This is a genomic window from Clostridium beijerinckii (genome assembly GCF_036699995.1).
Taxonomy (GTDB): Bacteria; Bacillota; Clostridia; order Clostridiales; family Clostridiaceae; genus Clostridium; species Clostridium helianthi.
The window spans coordinates 585,839-602,101 of record NZ_CP144906.1 but is presented as its reverse complement, the minus strand read 5'-3'; the positions used below and the strand labels follow the sequence as shown (position 1 = coordinate 602,101).

Sequence of the window (16,263 nt, the reverse complement as noted above, 5' to 3'; positions counted from 1 at the left end):
ATATGCAAAAAACAAAAATGATTTTTACTATTGGTCCAGCAAGCGATAATGAGGAGACTTTAAGAAAGTTCATTGAAATTGGGATGAGCGCTGCAAGATTAAACTTTTCTCATGGTACACATGAAACACACAAAGAAAAAATCGAACTAATCCAACGTCTAAGTAAAGAAATGAATTCTGCAACAGCTATAGTTCTTGATATTAAAGGTCCAAAAATCAGAACTCATAACTTTGTAAACGATGGTGTAACTCTTAATGACGGTGACGATTTCGATTTCATATGTGGCGAAGAAATTCTTGGTGATGAGAAAAGATGCTCAATCTCATATGATGTGCTTTATCAAGATATAAAAGTTGGCGGAAAAATTCTTGTTGATGATGGTCTTCTAAAATTTAAAGTTACTGGTGTTGAAGGTAAAACAATTCATACAAAAGTTGTTGTAGGTGGTGAAATTAAAAATCATAAGGGTGTAAATGTACCTAATGTAGTTATTAAATTACCATCAATTACAGAAAAAGATATAGAAGATATAAAATTCGGATGCAAAATGGGCGTTGATTTTATTGCTGCATCTTTCATAAGAAAAGCCAGTGATATCTTAGATGTAAAGAAAGTTCTAAAAGAAAACCATGGGGAACATATAAAGGTAATAGCTAAAATTGAAAACCAAGAAGGTGTAGATAATATAGATTCTATCATCGAAGTAACTGACGCTGTAATGGTTGCCAGAGGAGATATGGGTGTTGAAATTCCAATTCAAAAAGTGCCTATAATACAAAAAATGATAATCAGAAAATGTAATGAAGCTGGTAAAGTTGTTATAACTGCAACTCAAATGCTTGATTCAATGATTAGAAATTCACTTCCAACTAGAGCTGAAGCAAGTGATATTTGTAACGCTATTTTTGATGGAACTGATGCAATCATGTTAAGTGGAGAAAGTGCTTCTGGTTGTTTCCCTATAGAAGCAGCAAAGACAATGTCAAAAATTGCTCAAGAAGCTGAAGAATACTTAGATTATAACCACTTAACTGCAAGACTTAGAGAACCATCACTTACTGACTACGCAGCTGCAATAAGTTATTCAGCATGTAGAACAGCTAACATATTACATGCAAAAGCTATAGTGGCAGCAACTAAGAGCGGTGCTACTGCAAGACTACTTTCAAGATACAGATCAAAGGCTCCAATCATAGCTATAACACCTTATGAACAAGTAAGAAAAGGATTAAGCTTAAACTTTGGAATCTTCCCAATGCCTTGTAAAATGTTTAACTCAACAGATGAAATATTAACAGAAGCTAAAAACACAGTATTTAGTCTAAATTTCACACAACCTGGAGACGATATAATAGTTGCTGCTGGAATGCCAACAACTCAAACTGGCGGAACTAATATGTTAAAAATAGAAAAAATTTAAGCAGAATACCCAAAAATAAAATAAGTATGGATAATTATCCATACTTATTTTTCATATTTAAACTTCTGTAAATCTACTCAAATTTAAATCCTTTAAGTAAATCTCCTAATGATGTTCCACTTTCATTACTGTTGTCAATGTAATCAAGATATTCTTTATTAGTTTCTACAGCTTCTTTTATGCTCAATGCTATTCTTTTTTCTTCCATATTGATACTTAGAACCTTAACCTTTACTTTTTGATTGGCTTCCAATACATCTGAAGGCTTTGCAATATGTTCGTCTGTAATCTCTGTTATATGAACTAAACCTTCTATACCATCAAATAACTCAACAAATGCACCAAATGTAGTAAGACGCACAACCTTTCCTTCAAATATATCGCCTTCATTAATATCTTTACCATGAACTGTCCATGGCTCTTTAGTTACATCTTTTAATATTAATGATAGTCTTTCATTTTTTCTATCTATATTACCTATAAATACTTCTACCTTATCTCCCTCTTTAACTATATCTTCCGGCTTATTTACTCTTTCCCATGATAAGTCCGAAAGGTGAATTAATCCTTCTACTCCCCCAATATCAACAAAAGCTCCAAACTTAACTATTTTCTTGACAACTCCGTTTCTTTTCTCTCCCTCTTTTAAATTATCCCATATATTTTTCTTATTTTTATTATATTCTTCTTCTTCAATAATTCTTCTTGATGCTATAACTTTTTTGTTCTTAAAGTCTAATTCAGTGATTCTAACATCTAAATCTCTTCCTATTAAATTATTAAGTTGAATTCTTTCTCTGCTTGCAAGAGAGCCTGGAATAAACACTCTTACGTTGCCATAGTATGCAATTACTCCACCTTTGGTTTCTTCTTTCACATGTACTTTAACATTCTTTTTTTCTTTGAAACATTCACTTAATTCTTCTCTTTCCTTTATTTCTAAGGCTTTTATTAAAGAAAGTTCAACATACCCCTCACCATCATTTGGAGATATTACATAAACATAAATTTCATCATCTTTGCTGACTACTTCCCTTGGATCCCTGCCATTTATAGATACTTCTTCTTTAGCTATTAATCCATCGAAAGCATAATCTATATTAACCGAAACCTCCTTATCGTTTACATCTATAACCTTACCTTTTAATACATCTCCTCTATTTAGTCTTTTTACATCGTATTGATTTAAAAGTTCACTCATATTGCTTTCTAATTCTTCATTGGACATAGTATAATTCACTCCTCATTATAATTTTTCTTACTTACAATAATAGTCTAATAGAATCTTTTACACAAGTACGGTTTGCTGTGCTACAAATATAATTATAATATATATGTTACCAAAATAATTCTTCATGATAATTCTAAAAATATTGCAAGAAATTTAGCCTTAATTGTTACTTGCAACATATATACAATCATTTTAAAATTTAATCCTCATATTATCTTAATATAAAAATACACATTGTTTTAATCTAATTATTATCAAAATTATTTACAATTTTGATATGTAGTATATAATACCATTTAAAAGGATAAGAAATAACCATTATAAAAGAGATATAATAACCTTTGTTGCGATATACAATTATAATCATCCTTTTTAGTCTTTTTTCATTGCTTTTCCATATTGTGTATAAGGAATCTTTTTTATATAATAAGTACATAATCTTTTAAGGGGTGATCACTATTCGTAAGATTAAAAAAAAATATGCTTTAACTATATTTTTAACATTCATATTTATATTTTCTAATTTATCTTTAGATGCTATGTCATTTATAGGTATAAATACATCTAACAATACTACAGTCGCCTTTGCTAAATCAACTGGTAGTAGCAGTCGATCAAGCTCTAGCGGCAGCAAATTTAGTTCTAGCAGTTCAAAATCAAGTAGTGGATTTAGTTCAGGATCTTTTAGTGGATCAAGTTCATCTAGTAAATCCTCAACAAGCACAAGTGGTGATTCAAGTAGTTCAAAGAGCGGTGAAGGATTTAAATCTGGTAATTTTTCGAATAGTGATTCTTCAAACTCAAATTCAAAGAATTCTTCTTCATCTTCAAGTAGTGGTGGATCACAAGGATTTAGTAGCGGTTCTTATTCTACAACTGATAAAAGTAGAACCACTGACCCCTCAACTTCTTCTAATACAAATGATAATAAAAATACTAATACTCAAACATATAATAGTGGTTCCAACAGACATTCATTCTGGCCGTTCTTTGGTGGAGGATACTTTTACAGACCATTTTATTTTGGTTCACCAACAAGCTCATTAATTAACACCTTAGTTTTAGCTGGAGTATTCGTACTAGCTATTATATTAATAAAAAAATATTTAAATAATAAAAGAAAATAATAATTATTTGGAGGTATAGGCATGGGAATTTTTTCAAGGATGTCAAATATGATCAAGGCAAAAGTAAACAACTCATTAGATGAAATGGAAAATCCAGTTGAATTATTAGATCAAAAACTAAGAGATATGGATGAACAATTCAATAAAGCAAAATTGAGTTCAGCTCAAATTTTAGGTAATGTTCATGAAATTGAGAAAAAACTAGATTCTGCTAAAAAAGAATCTGAAGATTATGATCAAAAGGTTAGATTAGCACTAAGCAAGGGAAATGAGGAATTAGCAAAAAGAGCATTAGCTAAAAAAGTTGAAACAGATAAAAAGGCTGCTTCTCTACAAGCAAGCTATGATAATGCTAAAATACAAGCAGATACTTTAAAGGCAAATTTACGTGCTTTGGAAGAAGAAATAACAAAGACTAGAAGTTACAGAGATGAGGCAGCTGCAAGATTTGCAAATGCTGAAGCCTCTCAAAAAGTAAATGAGGTTCTAGCTAATGTTCAAACTAAAAGTAACTCAATACAAATTGATAGTATAGAAAGAAAAATTCAACGTAAAGAAGCTCTTGCTCAAGGTTTAGGTGAACTAAGAGACCTAGATGATTTTGATAGTGAATTTAAGAAATTAGATGAAGTTGATTTAGATCTTGAATTAGCAAAATACAAATCTAATTAGGTGATAAAATATGGATAGTGATAAGGACCTAAATTTTATTAACGAAGAACGAAGGTATTGGGGAAAGATTTATACTGATATAGCTTATGCCATAAGTGAAATATCCCCATTTATTTCAGAAAGAGATTCAAAAATAAGAAAATATTTCTCTAAATCACCTATTCTTAAGGAATATATGAAGCTTTTGGATTCTGCAGAAACTGACTGTAAGAAAAAATCTTTATTTTCAATGTTCAAATCTAGTCCTAGCATAAGCTTACTTCAAGATTTCAAAACTAAAAATAGAGAAAACTTTAAACAGTTAGAAAAATGTTCTCATTGTGAATGCTTAAACTGTGCATTTGATTGCAATTTCAAAAAATGTTCAAGCTGTAGAAGCGGTTCTTTAATTTGCTCTTGTGATAAAGAAAGAGTCAATGTAAGAAAGTTTGATAATTTTACGCTAGATCTTACTAACAACGATACTCGAGTTTCTTCAAAATATAATGTTTTAGCTGTCGTTGAAGACTGTACTTTAGATAATTTATATATTCTTCTAGAAAATTTCAACAACTCTAATGATAAGCTAGTACTATACTATTACCCTGGAATAAAAGAAGATAGTTACGGAGAGATAACTGATCCCAACGAGTTTGATTTTGTAGTAGAAACTTATCAAAATGCAGAATAGATTATTAAAAACCTATTATCTAATAATATAAAAGTTATAGCCCGAAATTTATTCATAAAAGCAAATCTTTCTCAGAGTCAGAACCACCGGTCTAACCGGTGGTATTCTTTATACAAATAAAAGGAGATACGGATCTTTACTATAAAAGATGCGTATCTCCTTTTTTACCAGTTGAGTCGCTCATACATTTAAATTTTCAAAATAAATGCGATCTTATATTTATAATACTTTAACCTTCATCATACATTGAAAATTGTTGTATTTCTAATTCTTTTCTCTTTTCCATCTCATTGAAACAATAATTGATTATATCACTTCTTTTTATTATCCCTATAAAAGTACCATTATCATCGGTTACAGGCACAAAATTCTGACTTACAGCTAAAGATATTAAGCTTTCTATATTTGAAGTTATAGAAACAGACCTATGAGTTGTTTTTCTATAAATGTCTTTAACTTTAACAGATTCTATGTTTTTAAAATTTAGATTATGTGTATTTTTCAACTTCCACAATAGGTCGCCTTCTGTTAGCGTACCAACATATTTTCCTTCTCTATCTATAATAGGAATCGCTGTGTATCCGTAGCATTCCATTTTCTCCATAACTTGTTTCATAGTTGCATCTTGATTTTCACATACAACTTCATTTTTTGGTGTAAGAAAAAAGGCTATATTCATAAATAAAATCCTTTCATTCAATGTATTCGTTTTGTTCTTCTTCACAAAACTATTTTATCATATCTCGGATTAAATTTCTTTAACTAAATTCTTACTTATTTCTGAATATATACTGAAATCACCTTTTTTTCTCACTATTCTCTAACTTATAGATATAATTTAAGTACGCTTCATCTTTCAATACACTATTAACTTCGTTATATCCATTCTCTCCTTGAAGAGTCTTTTTAACCAAAACTTCGCATAAAACATTGCACTTACATTTCGGACAAGTGCCTACAGCTGCAAATCTCCAATTTAAAAGCTTTATAGGAGTTTGTAAATCAATTTTTTTTCCACACTTAGGACACTTTAGCATTAATTTTTCTTCTTCTATTTCTATACTCTCAAGATCTGATACCTGTATAGCAGGCATATTATATATATCTTTAACTATATAATTTTTTATCACTCTAGAATTATATACTCTCCTAAATACTTCGACGGTATATTTTGCATCATTTAAAGCATCATGTAATTTTGTATCATCTACTTTAATTTTTAATTCATCTAAAGCTGACTTAAGCCCCAATGCTTTTTTATGAGCTAAAATTTTAGTAACATATTCTTGAATATCGAGATATTCATTTAACCATCTTAAATCATTATAATTATAATAATGGGCGTTAATAATTAATTCTGCAACATCATCCTTTGCCCATGAGCATAAAACATCTCCATCTTCAAACATATCCTTTAATTTACTTATAGCATCTTCAAAAGACACTCCTTTTTCATTAAGTATATCCATATCTATTTTAGTGATTTCTGTTACTATTGGATTAATTACAGGAAATATTTTAGGCTTAATATACTCCCTAATTTCTTTTATAGGTTTCATATATTTATCTACTTTTACTGCACCTATTTCTATAATTTCATTTTCCAGACTTACTGAATCAAACTCGCCATATTTTTCAAAAAAATCTTTTTGATAATTAGTTATATTTTTTAAATTATTAAATTCTAAGTCAATAATAATGTACCCCATGCTTAATCCTTTCTAATGCTAATTTTAATTCTTTAAACTTAATTATTTATACTTCTATTCCTGCAAGCTTCATTAAATGAATTGCATTTTGTGTTGTACTTCTTCCTTCTCTAAGAATATAGTCAAATTTGATTTTATTATTTTCATAAAATTCTCTAAAATTATAATTTATTATCTCTTCACTTTCATTTTCTAAATCACATAATTCAAAGTCATGAGTAGAAACAAGCCCAACCCCTCCGTATTTAATTAACTGTTTAATCAATACAGAGGCACCAGTATGCCTATCTCTTGAATTAGTTCCCTTAAATATTTCATCTAGTAGAAAAAATGCACTTTCTCCTCTTTTACATGCCTCTATTAATATTTTTATTCTTAAAATTTCTGCGTAAAATGATGAAATATTCTCTTCTAAATTATCTTTTGTTCTCATGCAAGTGTATATCTTCATAATTCCACAAGAAAATTTATCTGCATGCACTGGTGCTCCGATGTAACTTAAAACCAGATTAGTACCAAGTGTTCTTAAAAATGTACTTTTCCCAGACATATTGGAACCTGTGATTAGAGAAACCTTTTGATTACCCGTCATTGAAAATGTATTTTTAACTGCTTTTTCTCCTAATAAAGGATGACCTATATTCACTGCACTTATTTCATTTTTATCTAAAATAACAGGATACGTCCAATTTTCATTTTCAAATGACAAATTACATACACTAGCTAATGCATCTATTTTATGCATTACTTCTAACCAGCCTTTAAGCTTATTCCCATTCTTTTCTCTCCACTTTTCTAAACTTCTTAATAGGAATACATCAGAAAATAATAGTATATTAAATAAGAGATAATATGCATTATATGAACTATTTCCCATCCAATCTAAGATATTAGAAAAAGCTCTCATCTCTTCCTTACAACTTAATTTATCACTTTTCAACTTTCCTTGTAAGTTCTTTAAATACTTTGAATCAAAATTTTCTTCTTCTATTAGAAATAAAATTTTACTATACCCATATATGCTATTCTTTATGGATTCAAATAACTTAATCTCTGAACCCATGCTTTTAGATAACACTTTAACAACGATAAAGTTCACCATAAAATTTAAAAGTAGAAATGATTGTGGTATTACCTTTGCTATTGCTAAATATATCGAAAAAATTGTTACTAAAATAAAAGTACATGCAATAACAATTCTCAGTGGACTTGATGATTCTGCATCTTCACTCCAATTAATTAAACTATCTAAGTCTATATCTTTTGATTTTTTCAAACTACCTTCAAGAATTAAACTTTGCCTCCATGCAGCTTTTTTGCTCAGTTCCTTTACAGCTTCTTGTCTTTCAGCAATATCAAGCTTATTCAAATTTCCTTCATTTTTTAATAACTTTACTAGTTCTTCTCTTCCTCCTTTAGTTACTGTATCATTAATATATTGAAAAATCGAGTTATTGCCAAATACATCCAAATCATCTACAAATGGATGCTTATAATCTAAATACTCTGAACCAGAATCCTCGAAACTCGTAAAATCTCCACTTAATCTTTTTATTCCCTTCTCATTAATTTTCATTATCATATTGATCTTTTCTCTGTATTGAATTATATTATTGTGATAAAATATCAAAACAATAAAGATACCAATAAAAAATATAGTTGAGATTAATATTAGACTTAATTTATTCTGACTATATAAAATGTAATCAGTTAATAAACCTAAAAATACTACAAACAACCTGCTCCATCCAATAATATTTACCTTATAGTTCAGGTCTTTTGTTTGTCTTAAACATCGTTGCATGTTCTCTTTATAAAATTCTTCTGCTAAACTCATAATTCCTCCTAACATAATAATTTTATTTTTATAAGCAATCTTCTTATTGACTATAAACTAAACTTCGTAATTTAAAATTAAACAAAGCTCAAATAATTAATATAAATTAAACTAATGTTCCAATTCTATATCATAAATAAAATAAAGTACATTAAGATATCTTATTTTTAATTCAGGATATTTTAATCTACCTTTTATCTTGTGTAATCTATTTTATTATTACCTTATATCTATTTTAGCTGTATGTAGTGAGTTCATCTATAAAATACATATTCTATAAGTATAATATTACCATAATAAATTCGATTTATATTCCTTTGTTTAAATTATTTTTTCATTAAACTTATATATATTGTTAAAACACTAAGATAATTTTTTTATTTAAGTCAGAGAAATCTACCTAATATGTGATTTTATTAACTCCAAGGATTAAAATTAAAAGGATTATTTCCAATATAACCTTGAAAATAATCCTTAATCTTTATTAAAATTAATCTAGTTTATTCTTTAGATAAGCACTTGTATATCTCATCCAAATTGTATCTCATAGCTTCTATATAATTTTTGTCATCTTCTTTTGATTCTAATGTAAGTATTGGAACTACATCAGCTTGAACTTCTTTTGCTAAAGTTTCCGAAACTTTAGGGCTCGCTAACGACTCTGAAAAAACAGTCTTTATATTGTTATCTTTACAAAAACTTACTAAGTCTTTTAATTGCTTAGGAGTTGGCTCACCCTCTGCAAATAAATTTTCTACTGATTTTTGAGTTAATCCGAAGTCTCTGCATAAATATCCAAATGCAGCGTGACCTGTTATGAAATTTTTCTTACTTAATGTATCAAATTTAGGTTTATATTCACTATATAAACTCTCTAATTCCTCTTTAAATTTATTGTAGTTTTCTTCATAATAATCCTTATTTTTCTCATCTAACTTTACTAGTGTATCTTTTATATTGCTTGATTGGATTTCAGCATTTTTTAAACTTAGCCAAGCATGTGGATCAACCGCATCCCCCTCTTGCCTGGTTTCTATACCAGTACTTGAATCTACAACAATTACATTAGTATTCTTAATAGCTTCATTTACTTGACCTACCCATTCTTCCATGCCTAAGCCATTATAAATAAACGCATTACTCTTTGTTAATTCCTGAAAATCTTTGGTTTTAGGCTCATAATCATGTGGCTCCATATTATCAGGAACTAGACATATAACATCAGCTTTATCACCAGCTATCTTCTCTGCGAATTCTTTTAATGGATATATTGAAACTGCAATTTTTAATTTATCTTCAGTTTTGTTTTGTATTCCAGTATTTGCATTAGCTCCACATCCTATTAGCATAAAACTTACTAATACCGCTAACGCTCCCGAAATTATTTTCTTCTTCATATTATACCTCCAGTTTGCATCTGATTTGCATTTGCAACTCTGTTTATAATATTACTGTTAAAGTTTAAATATGTCAAGATTAGTTAAATATTAATTTAGGATAGTATTATCAATTCAGATTAATTAAATTATAATCATACTTATTTCTATCAAGAATAAGCTTTTCTATTTTTTGACATGTAAAGAAAATTACTTGCTCAAAATTTTCATCCATAAGAAGATTTAATGCCCGCTCTCTTCTCTCATCATCATATTGGACAAGAGCATCATCTAAAAATATTGGGATTCTTTTATTTTTAAACAACATATTTATAAATGATAACCTTAATGCTAGATAAAGTTGATCTTTAGCACCATTGCTTAGTATTTCCCCTTCGAATAGTATTCCTTTATTTCTAATCTTTAGCTTATAGTCTTCTGATATCTTAGCTTCTTCATAATCATCATTTGTTAAGAAATTAAATTTCTTTATAATTTTCTTATTCATATCTGGTCCAATATTCTTTTTTATCTCATCAAATGCTTCTTGAATCAAATTACTAGCTAACTCTAATGCTTTAAATTCTTTCTCCAACTTTTTAGTTTTTTCTTCATTAATTAATATTTCTTCTTCTATCTCTGAAATTTCCCTTTTACCTAAATACCTTTTTTCTATAAGGTGTTCTAAATCCTTTATCTCCTTCTCGATTTTCAACAATTCATTAGACTTCGCTCTAATCTCTGAGTCTATTTCTTCTTCAGATTCATAGGAATAGTTTATGTCCTGACTAATAATTTGTTTCATCTCTTCCTTTATTTCATCTATATTTCTATCTTTTATTAGAACCTTATATGTTTCCTCTACACTTTTCAATGCATTTTTAATTTCATTCATTTTATTTATTTTTTCTTTATACTCTCTCAACTTAACATGCATATCTACTATTTCTATATTTTCTAATCCAAGTACATGAGTTTTTTTTCTTATCTCATCATCTTTATCGGCTAATTGTTCATTTGTATTTTCTATCTCCTGATTAATTGTATTAATCTCGTATTCCTTTATAAGTATTTCTTCTTTTTGTTTTTCATAGAATTCCAATTGTTCTAGCACCTCATCTAAAGACTTGCATCCTAAAACATTATACAAAGATGCTATCACACCTTTATTTCTATTATAATTTGATTTTAATTTAGTAATATCATATCTGTTAATCTCCTCTTCCTTATTTTTTATTAATAAAATCATATTATCTTTATAACCTATATACTTATCATATTGATTTATCTTACTAATAAAATCTTCATAAGATACTGAATTAGTTTTCTTTATATAAACATCTAATCTTTTTTCATATTCTTCTATTCTTTCTTTTAGCTCATCAATTGATATATTATTTTTCCTAACAATATCTGAACTTTTAATTAATAGCGAATATTTGAAATATACTATTCCTATTATAATAAATATAGGTATAAACATAATCATAATGGGAATTATTTGCTTCAACATACTGTATATAAAAGTAGAAATACAAATTGCTCCAATAAAATAAATACAATTTATTTTTTTATTTAAGCTATTTAAGTCTCCTTCAGACTTACTATAATCCTGATTCTCCATTTTATATTTTAATTCCTTTAATCCTTCTTTATAAGAATTAAGTAATTTCTCTATTTCTTCTCTATTATTTTTTATAAAATCTAAGTTGCTAATACTAGAGGCCTGCTTGTTTATATCCATCTTGAATCCAGCTATTGAATTTTTTATATTTATGATATCATTGAGTTTTTCTTCTAAATTCCTCTGGTCAACTTTTAATGTGTATATTTTTTCTTTTATATTACTTCCCATCGAAGAAAAAACTTTATAATTTATTATTTTTTCGTTTTTTACTCTTAATTCTTCTTCCAATTTATAAAGTTTATTTAACTTTTCTTGTTTTACATCTAATAAACTTAGATATCTAGCACACCTTTCATTAATTTCCTCCAAATATTCAGTTGTTATATATTCATCGCCCTTTTTAAGTTCTTCGATTATTGCATCCTGTTTTCTTTTAAGCTGCTCTCCCTTAACTAAATAACTACTTATTTCTTTGTAGTCTTTTTGAAGTTTTATCTTCTTAATATACTTTTTATATAAATCTAACTTTTGAATTTGTTCTTTTATACTACTTTTAATATCTTTCTTCCTTAATAAATTTTCCTCATTTTGCACGTTTTCTTCAGCTAATTTATATGCTTCCCATAACTCTGTTTTTAGTGAATTATTTTTCTCTTTTAATAAATCAATCTCTCCACCTTTTCTTATTCCTAGCAATTGCTTCTTTTTCTTTTCTAATTTCTCAATTACTTTTTTTACAGAAGTATTTTCATCTCCCACATTGTAGACATTAGTTAGCTTCTCCATTATCTCTTCTTCTTTATCTTTTGATATAACTACTCCTAATTGTCCTATAAATAATGTCTTTATAAAAGTAGATAAATTTATATCGAAGAAATACCTTCCAGGCTCATTTTTATATTCTATTTGCAAACTCTCTCCCGTTATTTCATCTAAAATTTCGCATTCATCTTCTTTTTTTGTTGTACCAAATCTTCTTTTTATAATATAGCTTTTTCCTTCATGTTCTATTATTAATTCTCCAGAAATATTCTCTCCAGATAGAGGCATGTATCTTTTTCTATCGTTTAGTTTACTTCTAGAATTTTCAATCCCATACAGCCATATCTTGATAAAATTCTCGATTGAGCTTTTTCCCTTTTCGTTTTTTCCATAAATTAAATTGAATCCTCTACTTAAATCTAAGCTTTTATCTTTAATCCCTGCAAAAGCTTTTATATTTATTTTTTTAACTATCAAAAGCTTTCACCTCTTTCATAAAATTTACTTGAATACAATTTCTTCCAATACTATTTTCGAATGTATTAGTTCTATAATATCTAACTCTCTCTTTTATCAATTTACATCTCATTAATTCTTACCTCTTCACCTGAGATGCTTTGAATTCCTATCTTTAAAGCCAAAGAAATAATTTCCCTTTCTTCCTCCGTTTTCACATTCTGTAGCTCCTCATATATTTTTTTTGCAAATATGCTTTTTAATGAGTATCCTTTTATCAATTCGGTTATATCTAACTTAATTTCACTTTTGTCAATAATCTTCACAAAATAGAATTCATCTTTAAGTAGTTCTTCTAGAAACTCTTCATTTAATGAAAATTCATCAGATATTTGTCCTTTTAGAATAATTTTATAAAAATTATTCTTTCTATCATCCTTAGGGATTTCTGATATAATTCTATTTTTTACTTCATTATATCCAAAGCACCCTTCAATATTTATTCCTTTCTCATAGTAATTTCTTACTGATGTTCTAATAAACCGACTTTCTACAAATCTATTCTTAATCTCTAATAATACTATCCCTTTATCTTCAAGCTCATCAAAACCTCTTCCTTGAGGACATCCGCTATAACTGTAATATGTATTACCTATCTTCTTAACTTCTGAAAACTTATGTCTATGTCCTAATGCTATATAATCTAGATCGCTTTTAATTATATCTTCTTCCGTAATTGGATTGTAATTATTTCCTTCCTTTACGCTAGAAACTTCTCCATGTATAACCATTATATTGTTATATTCGTTGATTCTCTCAACATCTTTTAATAAGGATTTACTAACATGTGTGGTATTAAACCCAGCTCCCCAAACAACAGTCTTTAAATCCTCTAATATTACTTTTTCAACACTTCCCTTAAAAATATGAACATTACTTGGCCAATCTACAATGTTATAAAAAGACTTTTCATTAAAAGGATCATGATTTCCAGGGCTTATAAAAACTTTTACCTTGCTAATATTTTCAAAACAGCTTTTTATAAAATGAAGTGTAGTTTTCTTTACAGATAAATTATCAAATACATCTCCTGCTATTAGTAAAATATCTATTTCTTCATTTAAAGTTATTAGCATTATGTTCTCAAAAACTTGTTTTAATTCTTCCTTACTCTTTAGTGCTAGCTTTGGTGTCATTCCACTAAAAGGAGTATCAAAATGTATATCTGCTATATGTAAAATTTTAATTTTTCTCATAATATCACACCTAAACTTTTTTATATAACGAACTTTTGTTCTAATTTTACCACGAAATTTGCGAACAGTCCAAAACGATTATTATGCACGTTTATAATTAAAACATCTATATAATATTAGGATAAAAAACAGGAGATGTACCATACCTTTGTATAATACATCTCCCATTTTTTAGAATATGATTAGACTATCCTAACATACATAGAAACAATATTAAATTATAAAATTTCATTAGATTCTATGTTCATATTCTTCTACCATTCTTTTTACCATTTCTCCGCCTACTGAACCACATTGTCTAGAACTCAAGTTACCATTGTATTCTTTAAATGGTATTCCTAGCTCTTGAGCTACTTCGTTCTTGAATTTTTCCAAGCCACGTCTTGCTTCTGGAACTAATGTCCTATTATTGTTGTTTGACATAACGATCCCCTCCTCGGCTAATTGGTAGAATCAGTAAACAAAACTCTAAAAATTTTATCTACCGATTAATAGTATTTTAACCTTCCGATTATTTATTATTCTCATTAATATAAGGACATTCTTCAATATTTATCCTCTTATTAAATATTAAAATCGAGATCTCTACGCAATATAAATTTATTCATTTTACTATTGCACTACAAAATTGAGTTTATTCTATACAACTATCTCTTTAAATGTTGTCTCTATATCTCTTTTTATATCAGCAAATATATCACTCTTATCTTTAATAAAAGAATTTAGTAAATCAATTGTTATTAAATTCAATTCACTAATATCTTTATCTGTAATTAAATTATCAGCCTTACCTCTTTGTAAATATTTATTCATATCCTTAAAGAATCTATACATTTCATCTTTAATTAAATCCTTTGACATTAAGTCTTCTTTCATATTTAATAATCTTTTTCTAATATCTAATGCTTTTAATGGAAATAATAAATACATATTTTTTTCGCTTAATTGCTTAAAATCATATTTCCATCCTTTGATTATATTAATTTTATAATCTAGACTTTTTTCCTTAGTTTCTGATTTAATTGGATACACATCAGGAACTTCAATATTAGAGTTCAGTATTATCATGGATTTAGAATAGTTCTCCTTCAAAGCATATTCACTTTTATTTACACTCTTCCTCTTTTTGGCATTAAGGCTTATTACATTGTGATTATTCGATAAATTTACCTTATTTATTATTATTGCTATATTTTCAGCATCGTTAACGTGAAACTGTACCCTGTATTCAAACTTCCTATACTCATCTTCTGCTAGTATCCTCAAATCATAATTTGAATCTTCTAACTTAATATCTTCATTTATATCTATATTTTTTTTAGTCTTATTATATTTCATTCTAGTATTAATATTTAAATCATCATTATATAATGAATTAACAAGCTCAATTATTGTTGTATTATTTAGCAAAAAAATTCTCTCAATAATTTTATTTAGGTTCTTTCTACCAGTATTCTTATTGAATTCCTCATTATATCTTATTTTTGAGTTATTAGCTTCATCATCTTCTTTGAAGCAATTAAACTTCTCTCTAAAAGATATATAGGATTTATTGCTTTCTTTTTCATTAATAGTATTATTAGTTGATTTTGCCAATCTATTTTTATTCTCTATTCCTTTTTTTCTAACTTCATTTAGCAAAACTAATTTATTCATATCGTATTCCACCTCACAATGGATTATTACCATAATATGTCTTCAATATTCAAATATTGAATGTATTTTATAATAGCTCATTCACAAGACACAAAATAGTTTTTATAAATACATAATTATTTATGTTTACATATAATTCATTATATTAATAAAATTATATACTTTTTCTGGGAAAGGTCAAGTTATTTTCCACATTTTATACTAAATTATTCTCTTTTTACTTATTTTTAGCTAATTATTTACACAGATATATAAACCAATCAGATACATTTCTGTAACTCTAAAATATATTTTTTTATAAGCCATACATTTTTGTACATAAAAAAGCCGTAGTACAACGTACTACGACCTTTGTGGCAGGGGCAGTAGGATTTGAACCCACAACCAATGGTTTTGGAGACCACTACTCTACCGTTGAGCCATACCCCTAAGACATTAAGTATTGTATCATGTGTTTATCATT

General features: G+C 27.6%; 14 protein-coding genes and 1 tRNA gene. 4 read left to right on the top strand and 11 right to left on the bottom strand.

Features of this window, described 5'->3' with window-relative positions; translation table 11 throughout:
* The first annotated feature begins 2 nt into the window (after nucleotides 1-2).
* The gene (pyk, locus tag PZA12_RS02985; protein ID WP_011967834.1) at nucleotides 3-1,421 is read left to right on the top strand and encodes a pyruvate kinase; all 1,419 of its coding nucleotides are present in this window, start codon (nucleotides 3-5) and stop codon (nucleotides 1,419-1,421) included.
* A 73-nt stretch (nucleotides 1,422-1,494) separates the two neighbouring features.
* On the opposite strand, the gene rpsA is transcribed toward pyk, so the two are convergent.
* Nucleotides 1,495-2,649, bottom strand: a complete 1,155-nt coding sequence (gene rpsA, locus PZA12_RS02980; RefSeq protein ID WP_103697896.1) for a 30S ribosomal protein S1 — start codon at nucleotides 2,647-2,649, stop codon at nucleotides 1,495-1,497.
* A 542-nt stretch (nucleotides 2,650-3,191) separates the two neighbouring features.
* On the opposite strand from rpsA, the gene PZA12_RS02975 reads away from it, so the two are divergent.
* From PZA12_RS02975 to PZA12_RS02965, 3 genes are read left to right on the top strand one after another with little or no spacing between them, the layout of a single operon-like run.
* On the top strand, nucleotides 3,192-3,779 hold the full coding sequence (locus PZA12_RS02975) for a hypothetical protein (RefSeq protein ID WP_192927455.1): 588 nt from the start codon (nucleotides 3,192-3,194) through the stop codon (nucleotides 3,777-3,779).
* A gap of 21 nt (nucleotides 3,780-3,800) precedes the next feature.
* A complete protein-coding gene (locus PZA12_RS02970; protein ID WP_077839239.1) occupies nucleotides 3,801-4,451 on the top strand; it encodes a PspA/IM30 family protein in 651 nt (216 codons plus the stop codon).
* Between the two features lie 10 nt (nucleotides 4,452-4,461).
* Nucleotides 4,462-5,121 (top strand): DUF1292 domain-containing protein, encoded by a 660-nt coding sequence (locus tag PZA12_RS02965; RefSeq protein ID WP_078115853.1) that lies wholly within the window; start codon nucleotides 4,462-4,464, stop codon nucleotides 5,119-5,121.
* A gap of 229 nt (nucleotides 5,122-5,350) precedes the next feature.
* On the opposite strand, the gene PZA12_RS02960 is transcribed toward PZA12_RS02965, so the two are convergent.
* The 10 genes from PZA12_RS02960 to PZA12_RS02915 all read right to left on the bottom strand — a co-directional run bounded on the left by PZA12_RS02960 (nucleotide 5,351) and on the right by PZA12_RS02915 (nucleotide 16,229).
* Nucleotides 5,351-5,800, bottom strand: coding sequence for a CBS domain-containing protein (locus tag PZA12_RS02960; RefSeq protein ID WP_077839237.1), 450 nt, complete (start codon nucleotides 5,798-5,800; stop codon nucleotides 5,351-5,353).
* A gap of 118 nt (nucleotides 5,801-5,918) precedes the next feature.
* Nucleotides 5,919-6,830 (bottom strand): 3'-5' exonuclease, encoded by a 912-nt coding sequence (locus PZA12_RS02955; RefSeq protein ID WP_078115852.1) that lies wholly within the window; start codon nucleotides 6,828-6,830, stop codon nucleotides 5,919-5,921.
* A gap of 46 nt (nucleotides 6,831-6,876) precedes the next feature.
* On the bottom strand, nucleotides 6,877-8,667 hold the full coding sequence (locus PZA12_RS02950; protein WP_103697897.1) for a MutS-related protein: 1,791 nt from the start codon (nucleotides 8,665-8,667) through the stop codon (nucleotides 6,877-6,879).
* A gap of 500 nt (nucleotides 8,668-9,167) precedes the next feature.
* Nucleotides 9,168-10,064, bottom strand: a complete 897-nt coding sequence (locus PZA12_RS02945; RefSeq protein WP_011967826.1) for a metal ABC transporter solute-binding protein, Zn/Mn family — start codon at nucleotides 10,062-10,064, stop codon at nucleotides 9,168-9,170.
* A gap of 109 nt (nucleotides 10,065-10,173) precedes the next feature.
* A complete protein-coding gene (locus tag PZA12_RS02940; protein ID WP_078115850.1) occupies nucleotides 10,174-12,909 on the bottom strand; it encodes an AAA family ATPase in 2,736 nt (911 codons plus the stop codon).
* Nucleotides 12,899-13,021 (bottom strand): hypothetical protein, encoded by a 123-nt coding sequence (locus tag PZA12_RS02935; RefSeq protein WP_274596966.1) that lies wholly within the window; start codon nucleotides 13,019-13,021, stop codon nucleotides 12,899-12,901. Before PZA12_RS02935 ends, PZA12_RS02940 begins: the two co-directional genes overlap by 11 nt.
* A complete protein-coding gene (locus PZA12_RS02930) occupies nucleotides 13,011-14,144 on the bottom strand; it encodes a metallophosphoesterase family protein (RefSeq protein WP_078115849.1) in 1,134 nt (377 codons plus the stop codon). Before PZA12_RS02930 ends, PZA12_RS02935 begins: the two co-directional genes overlap by 11 nt.
* A 231-nt stretch (nucleotides 14,145-14,375) precedes the next feature.
* Nucleotides 14,376-14,567 carry an alpha/beta-type small acid-soluble spore protein gene (locus tag PZA12_RS02925; RefSeq protein WP_077839231.1) on the bottom strand — a complete coding sequence of 64 codons (192 nt, stop codon included), beginning with the start codon at nucleotides 14,565-14,567 and terminating at the stop codon, nucleotides 14,376-14,378.
* Between the two features lie 216 nt (nucleotides 14,568-14,783).
* Nucleotides 14,784-15,800 carry a hypothetical protein gene (locus PZA12_RS02920; protein WP_078115848.1) on the bottom strand — a complete coding sequence of 339 codons (1,017 nt, stop codon included), beginning with the start codon at nucleotides 15,798-15,800 and terminating at the stop codon, nucleotides 14,784-14,786.
* 354 nt (nucleotides 15,801-16,154) lie between these two features.
* Nucleotides 16,155-16,229: transfer RNA gene (locus tag PZA12_RS02915), tRNA-Trp, on the bottom strand.
* Nucleotides 16,230-16,263 lie beyond the last annotated feature (34 nt).